This is a genomic window from Bacillus sp. ES1-5, from assembly GCF_022487605.1.
Taxonomy (GTDB): domain Bacteria; phylum Bacillota; class Bacilli; order Bacillales; family Bacillaceae_G; genus Bacillus_A; species Bacillus_A wiedmannii.
This window is the reverse complement of sequence record NZ_JAKVPU010000009.1, coordinates 163,489-175,828: the sequence shown is the minus strand read 5'-3', so window position 1 is coordinate 175,828 and position 12,340 is coordinate 163,489. Positions and strand designations below refer to the sequence as shown.

Annotated in this window: 13 protein-coding genes; all 13 read left to right on the top strand. The window is 34.6% G+C overall.

Annotated elements, in window-relative coordinates; all coding sequences use genetic code 11:
• Positions 1–105 precede the first annotated feature (105 nt).
• The 13 genes from MKO96_RS23805 to MKO96_RS23745 all read left to right on the top strand — a co-directional run bounded on the left by MKO96_RS23805 (position 106) and on the right by MKO96_RS23745 (position 12,339).
• Positions 106–360 (top strand): hypothetical protein, encoded by a 255-nt coding sequence (locus tag MKO96_RS23805; protein WP_240588887.1) that lies wholly within the window; start codon positions 106–108, stop codon positions 358–360.
• Positions 361–491: 131 nt separating this feature from the next.
• Complete coding sequence (locus MKO96_RS23800) at positions 492–995, top strand: nitrous oxide reductase accessory protein NosL (RefSeq protein ID WP_240588886.1); 504 nt, start codon at positions 492–494, stop codon at positions 993–995.
• 290 nt (positions 996–1,285) lie between these two features.
• Entirely contained in the window at positions 1,286–2,158 is an 873-nt protein-coding gene (locus MKO96_RS23795; protein WP_240588885.1) for an ankyrin repeat domain-containing protein, read from the top strand.
• A 163-nt stretch (positions 2,159–2,321) separates the two neighbouring features.
• Positions 2,322–3,002, top strand: a complete 681-nt coding sequence (locus MKO96_RS23790) for a GNAT family N-acetyltransferase (protein WP_240588884.1) — start codon at positions 2,322–2,324, stop codon at positions 3,000–3,002.
• Between the two features lie 306 nt (positions 3,003–3,308).
• Complete coding sequence (locus MKO96_RS23785; RefSeq protein WP_000472007.1) at positions 3,309–3,875, top strand: glycerol-3-phosphate responsive antiterminator; 567 nt, start codon at positions 3,309–3,311, stop codon at positions 3,873–3,875.
• Positions 3,872–4,969, top strand: a complete 1,098-nt coding sequence (locus tag MKO96_RS23780; protein ID WP_240588883.1) for an ABC transporter ATP-binding protein — start codon at positions 3,872–3,874, stop codon at positions 4,967–4,969. Before MKO96_RS23785 ends, MKO96_RS23780 begins: the two co-directional genes overlap by 4 nt.
• On the top strand, positions 4,969–5,901 hold the full coding sequence (locus MKO96_RS23775) for a carbohydrate ABC transporter permease (protein ID WP_060629471.1): 933 nt from the start codon (positions 4,969–4,971) through the stop codon (positions 5,899–5,901). Before MKO96_RS23780 ends, MKO96_RS23775 begins: the two co-directional genes overlap by 1 nt.
• Positions 5,898–6,719 (top strand): carbohydrate ABC transporter permease, encoded by an 822-nt coding sequence (locus MKO96_RS23770; protein ID WP_064477144.1) that lies wholly within the window; start codon positions 5,898–5,900, stop codon positions 6,717–6,719. The genes MKO96_RS23775 and MKO96_RS23770 overlap by 4 nt, the downstream gene beginning before the upstream one ends.
• A 21-nt stretch (positions 6,720–6,740) precedes the next feature.
• The gene (locus MKO96_RS23765; protein ID WP_240588882.1) at positions 6,741–8,117 is read left to right on the top strand and encodes an ABC transporter substrate-binding protein; all 1,377 of its coding nucleotides are present in this window, start codon (positions 6,741–6,743) and stop codon (positions 8,115–8,117) included.
• A 419-nt stretch (positions 8,118–8,536) separates the two neighbouring features.
• Positions 8,537–9,241: a metallophosphoesterase family protein gene (locus tag MKO96_RS23760; protein ID WP_240588881.1), complete on the top strand. Its 705-nt coding sequence runs from the start codon at positions 8,537–8,539 to the stop codon at positions 9,239–9,241.
• A 150-nt stretch (positions 9,242–9,391) separates the two neighbouring features.
• Positions 9,392–10,063 (top strand): response regulator transcription factor, encoded by a 672-nt coding sequence (locus tag MKO96_RS23755; RefSeq protein WP_001238626.1) that lies wholly within the window; start codon positions 9,392–9,394, stop codon positions 10,061–10,063.
• Complete coding sequence (locus MKO96_RS23750) at positions 10,060–11,310, top strand: sensor histidine kinase (protein ID WP_483298334.1); 1,251 nt, start codon at positions 10,060–10,062, stop codon at positions 11,308–11,310. Before MKO96_RS23755 ends, MKO96_RS23750 begins: the two co-directional genes overlap by 4 nt.
• Before the next feature lie 207 nt (positions 11,311–11,517).
• Positions 11,518–12,339: a transporter gene (locus MKO96_RS23745; RefSeq protein ID WP_240588879.1), complete on the top strand. Its 822-nt coding sequence runs from the start codon at positions 11,518–11,520 to the stop codon at positions 12,337–12,339.
• The last annotated feature ends 1 nt before the right edge of the window (position 12,340 follow it).

Here is a 12,340-nt window from a genome sequence, read left to right as displayed (position 1 = left end):
TTGTTCACGCTAGTTAATTTGAATTTTTAAAAAGTAAGCTGCTCTCCGTAAGAATGGTAGAATAAGATGAAAATATTGAAGTGTGAAATAGGGAGTAGATTTTATATGAAAACGAGAATTGAAGAGATTTATAGTTCTTATGAAGGAAAAGTAGAAGAGATTTTTGTTAATGAATCTTCTTACGTATATGAGTGGGAAAATTTAATGATGATCCGAAAAAATAACGGTGAGCTTGAAAAAGTTGCGATCGGTATTAGTGGAAATATAAGATTAGTAAATGTAGTTGCTGGGCAGCAAATTAATACAGATACATTATTAGTTAAGTTAGAAGACGATTTATTAATTACAGGTTGTGAATGATGAGAGATGTGTAGAAATGGCTACACATCTTTTTTTGTCTTTATATTACAAAAAGTACATTGTTGTTTCACAAATCTCACACAACTTTTTGATATGCTCCTTGTGGAAGATACGGTTAGGGAGGAAATAAAATGAAAAAAAAGTATGTGACACTTGCTATATGCTTATTCTTTGTCTTTACAATAGTAGGATGTGGTAAGAAACAAGCAGAGGCTGTAGCAATTGATGAGAAACATGATAAGTGTGATATTTGCCAAATTGGGGTAATGGATAATCAATTTGCAACAGAAGTCATTTTAGAAAATGGAAAAGCGTTAAAGTTTGATGATATCGGTTGTATGTATAAATGGATGGAGATTAATCCAGGAGAAAAGACGAAAGAAAAATTTGTTCGAGATTATGATTCGAAAGAGTGGATTTCATTAGAAGATGCGACTTACGTATATGATAAAACAATAACGACACCGATGGCTTATAATGTCATTTCATTTGAAAATAAAAAGGATGCAGAGAGTTTTGTGTCTAACTATAAAGGGAAAGTTCTTTCATATAAAGAGCTAGCACAGCATAAATGGGAAATGAATAAAGAGATGATGGGGAACCCAAAAAAGGGAAATCACGGTGGACATCATTAATAATAGAAAAAGACAACTATATAGTTGTCTTTTTTTAGTATTACTCAGGTGCAAATATAGAAAAGGTGTAAAATTTTTAGAAGAACGGTTACAATGGAATATAGTAACCTAAAGCAATCATTTATGTACTTTTTAGAAATGTATACAAATGCGGTAAAATCGTGCTAAACTAATTGCTTCATAATGTTAATGATGATGCCATCAGGCGCATCATTCCAATAGGTTGAGAAACATAGTATAGGTTTTAAGATAATCCGATTAAAGAAGGAATATAAAGGGCTTATGGATAAATGTACTCAAGAAGAGTTATTGTATGTGATGGAGGAATGGTTAAGAAAACATTATCTTTCATAGGAGCTGTAGTTGTGAGAAAACAAAAAATTTTATTATGTATGTTATTAGGACTTTTAATGACGGTAGTGGCTTGCGATAAGCAAGAGGAGCCAGAATCGAAACCGGTTCATGTGAAAAACGAAAAGCAAAAAGAAAAGCAAAAAGAACAGGAAGAATCTAAAGAAGAAAAAAGTATAAATTTAATGGACAAACAGTTGCTACTTTCTGCGACTCTTGGAGACACAGAAACAGCTATGAAGCTGATTCAAGATGGAGCCAATATAAACGTAGAAGGTGACAACGGAGAAACTCCTATCCTTGCAGCCACGTACCAAAATCATGTAGAGACAGTTAAGGCATTAATTGGTGCAGGTGCTAATATTGAAAGGAAAGATGAGAAACAAAGTAATCCATTTCTTTATGCAAGTAAAGAAGGATATACAGACATTGTAAAGCTACTAATTAATGCAGGGGTTAATACGAAAGAAATTACTAAATCAGGTGGAACAGCACTCATTTCTGCATCTGAACGTGGCCATGTAGAGGTTGTAAAAGAATTGTTAGAGCATACAGATATTGATGTGAATTATAGAAATGCTCGTGGTGGAACGGCTTTAGTAGAAGCAATCGTATTAGGAAATGGTAGTGAAAATCATAAGAAAGTAATTCAAATGCTTATTGACCACGGGGCAGATGTAAATATGGCCAATAAGGAAAATATTACGCCACTGCAATATGCTGAAAAAAGAGGTTTTAAAGATATTGCAAATATGTTGAGGTTAGCTGGAGCGAATGAAGTCGTACAGCCACAACCACAACCGGTGGAATAACAAGATAAAGAAATAAAAAGTACGAAATAATCTCATTTAGATAGACAGAATGAAGAAGTCATTTAGTATGATGGATTCAGTAATGTGTATTTGAATGGGATTTTTATTTTGGGCATGAAAAATAGATTATGAATGGTATATGGAGTAACTAAGGAGGATATAAATGCGATTTTCAGAACTTGAGTTAATAGCAATTCAGGTAGAGGTTTTATTTGTTCACAATCAAGTAGGGAAAATGAAATGTGTAAATGAACAGGGAAATCCGAAAGCACCACGTTTTTTTCTTGGCAGAACTCGTGAAGGGAGTATAACGAGATATCATTGTGATCTGGATGATGAAACGGTAAATAAGATTGAGAAATTAATTCGAGAACCTTCAAATCATATAGAGATAGCAAAGGTTATTGGTGTATTAAATGAAGAAAGAACAGTGGAAAATATTTGGATGGGCCCTGCTTTCATGTTCTCTAATAATTTACATAAGCCAACTAGAACAATACAAATAACAGAGAAGAATAAAGAGCTTTTGCGAGAAAATTTTCCTAATCTAATAGAACAGATGGAGTGGAGGCAACCTTACTTTGCAATTGTAGAAAATGAAAGGGTAGTTTCTATATGTTGCAGTGCTAGGAGTACGCCTATAGCTGCTGAGGCGAGTGTGGAAACTTTAGCGGAATTTCAAGGGAATGGATATGGTACTGATGTTGTTACAGCCTGGGCGATATCAATACAAGAAGAAAAACGCATTCCACTTTATAGTACTTCTTGGGATAATTATGCTTCACAAGCAGTTGCGAGAAAACTAAAACTGATTAACTATGGAATGAATTTGCATATTACTTAAATTTTAAAAATAGTTGTTTGTTGTTGGGATTCATTCGTATATTTAGATTATCGTTAAAAAATATGGTGAATATTAACATTCGATTAACACCTAATTAACAATCTATCAAAACTGACTTAATAAATGCGTAATATAGTAAAGGTAACAGAATAACTAGGGTAGAGAACATTTGAGAACACCCGCTTACATATAACGTGCCACTTTCTTAGGTGTGCTCTATTTCCTAGAGTTCAAATAAGGAGAAAGGTGTTCTATGTAAGTAGGTGTTTTTAGTTTGGATAAAAATAGAAAAGCTAGGTGGAACTAATGTTTAAAGAACCTTATATTGCGATGATAAAAGATTGGAAAGGGTACAAAACTTACAAAAAATTACCGAAAACAGTTTTTCTTATGACTGGTTCAATGCTGGAGTTACCAGAGCGTGTATATGAATTACAGAAGCATGGACATGATGTATTTCTTCATTGTGATTTTATACAAGGTTTAAATACAAATACAGAGGAAGCTCTTTTGTATATTCAAGATGTTATCGGGGCGCAAGGTATTATTTCAACAAAAGGTTCGACAATTCGGAATGCTAATAAAATTGGATTAAAGACGATTCAACGCATTTTTATTGTTGATACTTTGTCTCTTACAAAATCAATTGAGAATTGTAAAACGACTAAACCGAATGCGGTAGAGATCATGCCTGGTATTATGCCTTCCATTATTAAGCAGTTAGCAGAGGAAATAGAATTTCCTATTATTGCAGGCGGACTGATTCAAACACGAGAAGATGCGGAAATTGCTATTCGTGCAGGAGCAAGTGCAATTTCAACGAGTCATTATGAAGTATGGATACACGAAGAAAAAAGGAGTGCAATCTTGTGATTGAATTGAAAAATGTTTCAAAGGTGTATAAAAATGCGGAAGAGACAGCGGTGAAAGGTGTATCGGTTCACATTAAAAAGGGCGAGTTTTTTGTTTTAGTTGGACCTTCAGGATGTGGGAAAAGTACACTATTACGAATGATTGCTGGCTTAGAAGAGATTTCTTCGGGGGATTTAATTATTAATGAACATGTTGCAAATGATTTAGAGCCGAAAGACCGTAATCTATCAATGGTATTTCAAAATTATGCGCTATATCCACACTTATCTGTAGAAGAAAACATTTTATTCGGACTTAAGGTAAGAAAAGTACAAAAAGAAGAGCGACAAAAGCGATTAATGGAAGCAATTGAAATGGTAGGACTGAAAGAGTATGTAAAAATGAAGCCAGGACAATTATCAGGGGGACAAAGACAGCGTGTTGCGCTTGCTAGGGCGATCGTGAGTCAAGCACCAATTTGTTTAATGGATGAACCACTTTCGAATTTAGATGCGAAATTACGTGCGCAAATGAGGATTGAAATTAGAGAAATTCAGCAACGGTTAGGAATTACAATGATTTACGTTACTCACGATCAAATAGAAGCGATGACTATGGGAGATCGTATCATGGTCTTAAATAAAGGAAGCATACAGCAAGTTGGAACACCGCTTGATATATATAACGAACCAGCGAATGAATTTGTTGCAAGCTTTATAGGGTCTCCTTCGATGAATATAAATGATGGAGAAATGGACAAAGAAAAAGGCGTATTACATATAGGGCAATTGCAAATTCCATTATCTAATGGACTGTTAAAGCAATTACCAGAAGGAACAATTCGAATAGGCATGCGTCCTGAACATATTAAACTGTCTGAGGAAGGGCAAGAAGTCACGTTACAATCTGTAGAAGTATTAGGGAACGAATCTATATTAAATTTCGCGGTAAATGGAATAACTTGGAGTGCAAAAGTCATTGGACAGCTACTCCTGAAAAAAGGTGACAAAGTAAAATTATTATTCTCGCAAGATAAGTTATGCTTCTTTCACCAAAATACGAATGAACGATTAAAAGTGGTAGCTGAAGAAGAGTTGAAAGTGGTGGCGAAATAATGATTGAGGTAGGCAAGTTACCAGCACAAACAAAAGTGTCAAAAAAGAAGAATTTATGGAGTAAAACGAAAGATTTAAGAATAGGATTATTATTTTTGGCGCCATCTATTTTGCTATTTTCGATTTTTCTTTTTTATCCATTATTTAGGACGATTTACTATAGCTTTTATTTAACAGATATACACGGAGAAGCTAATCTTTTTGTTGGCTTAGAAAATTATCAATACTTATTTTCTGATCCTGCTTTCTACAAAAGCATAAAGTCAACTTTATTATTTGTTGTATATACAGTGCCTACGAGTATTATATTCGCTTTATTTCTTGCATTGATTGCAAATGGAAAAGTAAGAGGTATTGGGTTATTCCGTGTGTTATTTTCTTCCACTATGGGAATATCAGTAGCTGCTAGTGCGGTGATTTGGCTATTTTTATTTCATCCAAGTGTCGGGTTATTTAATAATATATTAGCCTCTATGAATCTACCTGCAATCGCATGGTTAACGAGTCCAGATTGGGCATTGTTCTCTGTATCGGTTACAACGGTTTGGGTGAATACAGGATTTGCATTTTTAGTTATATTAGGTGGTTTACAAAATATTGATACGTCTTTATATGAGAGTGCATCTATAGATGGCGCTAGCTATTTATATAAGCTTCGCCGTGTTACATTACCGATGCTATCACCAACTTTATTCTTTATCGTGACAGTAACGTTAATTAGTGCGTTCCAAAGCTTTGGACAAATTGACATTTTAACGCACGGTGGACCAAATGATGCAACGAATTTAATTGTATATTCGATTTATAAAGAGGCGTTTGTGAATCATCAATTTGGAACAGCAAGTGCACAAGCGATGATATTATTTGTTTTCATTTTCATTGCTACATTACTTCAATTCAAGTTTGCTGAGAGAAAGGTGCATTATAAATGATCGTTAAACAGTGGAAACAAAATTTCCTATTATACATGCTGCTCATTATTAGTGCAGTAATGGTGTTTTTTCCTGTACTCTATGCGTTTTTAATAAGCTTTATGACACCAGATGATATTCAAATGAGAAGGCTATTTCCGACCCAATTTACTTTCGATAATTTTATTAATATTTTTCAAAAAGTACCGCTTTTGACATACTTGTACAACAGTTTAGTTGTATCGACAGTCGTTATGATTGGACAACTTATCGTATCAAGCTTAGCGGCTTATGCTTTTGTCTTTCTACAGTTTAAAGGAAGAAACCTTATTTTCTTCCTGTTTATTTCAACGATGCTTATTCCGTGGGAAGCAACGATGGTACCGAACTTTTTAACGATTCAAAACTTCGGTTGGATCAATAGCTTTGCTGGGATGACAGTGCCGTTTTTTGCAACAGCTTTCGGTATTTTCTTGTTACGTCAACATTTTATGACGCTTCCGAATGAACTGAAAGAAGCAGCCTTTATTGAAGGGATTGGAAATGTAAGGTTTTTATTTAGCGTCGTAATTCCGTATTGTAAAACGAGTTTTATTACGCTTGGAGTATATAGTTTTTTAACAACATGGAATATGTACTTATGGCCACTCTTAGTGACCACTGATGAAAAAGTAAGAACAGTTCAAATTGGTGTAAAGCAGCTTCAGTCTCAAGAAGTTGCAACTGATTGGGGAAGCGTAATGGCCGGTGTTACGGTTATTGTCATTCCAACACTGATTTTACTATTTGTAGGGCAAAAGCAATTACAACAAGGATTAACAAAAGGTGCAATTAAATAACTAAGAGAAGGTGAGATTAAAATGAGTTTAGTTAAAAAAGGTGCTGCTCTATTAATGGCAGCAACAATGGCATTATCTAGTGCCGCTTGTTCAAGTAGTAAAACGGAGGGGAAATCTGAAGCGCAGGCAAAAGTAGCACCAGTTGAAAAAAATGGTGATAAGACTGTAATTCGTTTTTGGCATGCGATGGGTGGAAAAACACAAGGCGTACTAGATGGGCTTGTTGCAGACTATAATAAGTCACAGAATAAATACGAGATAAAGGCAGAGTTCCAAGGGACATATGAAGAGTCTTTAACGAAATTTAGAACGATGTCTGCTACGAAAGAAGCGCCAGCTCTTGTTCAGTCGAGTGAAATTACAACAAAATATATGATTGATAGCAAAAAGATTACGCCAATTGATAGTTGGATAAAAAAAGATAAGTACGATACCTCAAAGTTGGAAAAAGCAATTACAAATTATTATTCAGTTGATGGAAAAATGTATTCTATGCCATTTAATTCATCTACACCAGTATTAATTTATAATAAAGATGCTTTTGCAAAGGCGGGCTTAGATCCAGAGAAAGCCCCACAAACATATGCGGAATTACAAGAAGCAGCGAAAAAGTTAACGATCAAAGAAGGCGGAAATGTAAAACAATATGGATTCTCCATGCTGAATTATGGTTGGTTCTTTGAAGAATTGTTAGCGACACAAGGTGCTTTATATGTAGATAACGAAAACGGCCGCAAAGATGCTGCAAAGAAGGCGGTATTTAACGGTAAAGAAGGACAAAAAGTATTTGGAATGTTAGATGATTTAAATAAAGCTGGCGCACTTGGAAAGTATGGAGCAAGTTGGGATGATATTCGTGCCGCGTTCCAATCTGGACAAGTTGCTATGTATTTAGATTCTTCAGCTGGTGTTCGCGACTTAATTGATGCATCTAAGTTTAATGTAGGCGTGTCATATATTCCATATCCAGAGGATTCGAAACAAAATGGTGTTGTTATTGGCGGAGCATCATTATGGATGACGAATATGGTTTCAGAAGAAACGCAACAAGGTGCTTGGGACTTTATGAAATATTTAACGAAGCCAGACGTACAAGCAAAATGGCATACTGCAACAGGCTATTTCTCTATTAATCCAGATGCATACAATGAACCATTAGTAAAAGAGCAATATGAAAAATATCCACAGCTAAAAGTAACAGTGGAACAATTACAAGCGACGAAGCAATCTCCAGCAACTCAAGGAGCATTAATTAGTGTATTCCCAGAATCACGAGATGCAGTTGTAAGAGCATTAGAAGCAATGTATGACGGAAAGAATAGTAAAGAAGCGTTAGATGAAGCTGCAAAAGCAACTGATAGAGCAATTAGTATTTCAGCTCGTACGAGTCAAAAATAAAAGAAAACCGCATCCTTTTTCAGGATGCGGTTTTCTTTACAAGGAGATAAGGGATCAAAAAAATGAAGAAGTCTTATCCCTTTTATATGAGTAAAGGGTCTAGAATGAATCTTGTCCTTTTCATTATTTGTTTAACTCCATTGCAACTTGTTTGCCGTTTACGAAAACCTCTGCCACCGCTACTACAACTTCCATCACTTTTTTCATGTCTCATCTCTCCTTGTTTTTTGTTTCATTTCTTACTTTTAGTATAAGGAAATATAGCACTTGCAACTATCGAATTGGATGACAAGAGACTTACATTGTTGTAAGGACAATCGTTTTATTTGTAATAAATGTGATTTTGAATGTGGATTCAGAAATTTCTGTTGTTTTGAACTATAATTAGAAAGAGAGTGGTTTAGAAAGAAGGGGATAATATGAAAAGAATTCTTGTTATTAGTGATATTCATGGAGAGATAGAAAAGTTCGAACGGTTATTGGAAGAAGCTCAATATGATGTAAGACAGGATCAATTAATTTTACTGGGAGATTATGTAGATCGTGGTCCAAATGCGCGTGCTGTAATTGAAAAGGTAAAAGAGTTAAAAGAAGAGGGAGCCTTCGTTCTAAAGGGCAATCATGAAGATATGATGATTAAAGCGTTAACGACAGATGAGGAACGTTCATGGAATCATTGGGTAAAAAGGAATGGTGGAGATAAGACTTTATACAGCTATGGCTTTGTAGAAGAAGATATTGTAGTTAATGAAGAAGCCTTCCAAAAACCCATTTTACAATCGCATGTTTTAGAGGAACATGTAAAGTTTATTCAAAAATTAGCTCATTATGTTGAAACAGAAGAGTATATATTTGTACATGCCGGTATTGAGCCATTGAAGCGAGTTTCGGAATGTGAACCATATACGTTAATATGGATACGTAATGAGTTTCATAGTGGGTATAGTGGTGAAAAGGTTGTTGTATTTGGTCATACGGAAACAAAAACGCTTCATGGTAGTGAGAATTGCGGCGTGTATTTTGGGAGTAATCGTATTATAGGGATTGATGGCGGTGCTGTATATGGTGGCCAGTTAAATTGTTTAGAATTGCCGAGTAAAAAGGTATACGTAGTAAAAAGTTGAAAGAGATAAGGGGAATCTTATTTCTTTCAATTTTTTATTAAGAAAAATTTAAGAAAGAATTTTTATAATAAATCTTTCAAATTTTATATTGAGAAAAACGTTAAAATGTAATTATAAATAGGATTGAACAATATGGTGGAAGGTGAGAATATGCGCTTACTCGTAGTAGAAGATAATGCTTCTTTATTAGAGTCTATTGTCCAAATATTACGCGATGAATTTGAAGTAGATACAGCATTGAATGGGGAAGATGGATTATTTCTAGCATTACAAAATATATATGACGCCATTTTGCTTGATGTGATGATGCCAGAAATGGATGGTTTTGAAGTAATTCAAAAAATACGTGATGAAAAGATTGAAACACCAGTCCTATTTTTGACAGCGAGAGACTCTCTAGAAGATCGCGTGAAAGGCTTAGATTTTGGTGGAGATGACTATATCGTTAAGCCGTTTCAGGCTCCAGAATTAAAAGCGAGAATTCGTGCGTTGTTACGAAGAAGTGGTAGTTTAACAACAAAGCAGACCATTCGCTATAAAGGGATTGAACTGTTCGGAAAAGATAAAGATGTTCAAGTAGATGGACAAAGTATGAAGCTAACATTAAAACAATATGAGCTTTTAGAGTACCTTGTTCAAAATAGCGGAAAGATTTTAATGCGTGAACAAATTTTTGATCGTGTTTGGGGATTTGATTCAGATACGACAGTAGCAATTGTAGAAGTGTATGTACATCATTTACGTAAAAAATTAGAGCCATTCGGTTATCAGAAAGATATTCAAACTGTTCGAGGTATTGGATATATATTAAAAGAACAATGAAAAAGGGAAGCATGTTTCAGAAAACACGCATTCGATTGACTATATTGAATTCATTAGTATTTATTATCTTGATAGGTGTATTAGGCAGTATCATTTATTCATACACATATAATCGCATTTATAATGAAGTAGATAAATCAATAGGAAAATCCGTTCAGCATAGAAAGAATTCAGATGATAAAAAACTACCTAAAAAAATTAGGGGATATCCTCCGATTGGGGATCCAAGGATAACGGAGTTAACTTGGCTTGGAAACACAGTGGAGATAGGTATTGAAAACGGCAAACGCCGTATTATCTTTGAAGATAATTTGGAAAAGTTTTCTCCAAAGAAATTAGGAACTTTGCAAGATATAGAAGTGCAAGGGCAATATTTTAGAACGTTTGCATTTCAACAAGATACAAAAATAGTTCAAATTGTACGCGATATAACAGCTGAAAAAGAAATGGTAAATACTTTATTTTTAATTCTTGTTATTGGTTGTAGTGTAGGAAGTTTATGTGCAATAGGCATCGGCTTTTTCTTAGCCGGCAGGGCACTCATACCCATTCAAAATTCGTGGGAAAAACAGCAGCAATTCGTTTCGGATGCATCGCATGAATTAAGGACACCACTTGCGGTTATTCAATCAAAAACGGATGTGTTATTCCAGTCACCATCTGCGACAATAGAAGAAAAAGCGATGGATATTTCTACGATTTCAAAGGAGTGTAGACGGTTATCTAAGCTTGTAACTAACTTATTATTGTTAGCACGTTCGGATTCTAATCAAATTGAGATGGATAAGAAAACATTTGAAATGGATAAATTGTTAGAAGAAATAGTAGATCCGTATAAGGAAATTGCTTCATATCAAGAAAAAGAGATGATATTGAAAGTAGAACATGACATATCATTTATGGGTGATAGAGAGAGAATTCATCAAATGATGGTCATATTGTTAGATAATGCGATGAAGTATACGAATGGGGGCGGACATATTCAAATCGATTGTACGCAAACGAGCAGCTCAATTCATATACGAGTGAAAGATGACGGGATAGGGGTGAAAGATGAGGACATCCCAAAATTATTTGACCGTTTTTATCAAGGTGATAAAGCGAGAAGTGCGTCAGAAGGAGCGGGATTAGGCCTTTCAATCGCAAATTGGATTGTAGAAAAGCATTATGGGAAAATATCAGTAGAGAGCAAATGGGGAGAGGGTACTTGTTTTGAAGTGAATTTCCCTAAAAACCAAAGAATATAAGTGAGAAGACGATCTTGTTTTTACAAGTTCGTCTTTTTTTTAAGGGAAAGTTAAGAAACTATTTATAACATGTATGATATACAGAAAGTTCGTCGCATAAAGAAGCGATTATAAAAAGGTATTTGAGCAGATTATATCGATCATAATGTTATTTCGATTATGTATAGGGAATGATGGAAAAGAAAGTGTAAGAGGGAGGAATTAATTTTGAAAAAGAAAATGATGACGGTATTCACTATTGGAGTAATGAGCTTAAGCATATTAGGGGGTGCCTCTCCTTCTGAAACATCACAAGGAAAGACAAATTACACGCAGCGCAGTAAAGAACAATTAAATAATGGGAAGATACATGCGGTGCATACAGAAGAAAAGGCGGAGAATCTAGGTATTGAAACGGAAGGGAAAGAACAAATTACGCTAGAAAAAGAAATCCATGAAACAGAAGTAGGAAGAGAAGCTGAACAGCTAGGAATTTCGATTGAAGGAAAAGACGTTGGAACTCTTTCAGAAGAAATCTATGAAACAAAAGTGAAGCAAGAAGCATTAAAGCTAGGCATATCTATAGAGAATACAACGATTGTAAATTTAATTAATCAAATTAATACGATTAAAATTAATGATGAAGCGGATAAATTAGGCATTTCGACAAATGGAAAAGAAATAGAGGACATTGCGGAAGAAATCTATGGAACGAAGGTAAGAGAGGAAGCGGGGAAGTTAGGTATTTCACAAAAAGGAAAAGAGATAGAAACGTTAGCGCAAGAAGTGTACGAACAAAAAGTGCAGGAAGAAGCAAAAAAATATCATATTGATTTGTATGGTAAAGATATATATCAAGTATTAAGCGAAATTAATGAACAAAAAGTGTTACAAATGGCAAATGAGCTTAATATGGATAAAACGAATATGAATGTTCAAGAATTAGCAGAAAAAATTAAAAAAGATCAGCCTGAAAAAGGAAAAGAACTAAATTTTGTACCGGTGATTCGCACGGATGCTGACGCGTTTTATTCTTATTTAACGAACTAAA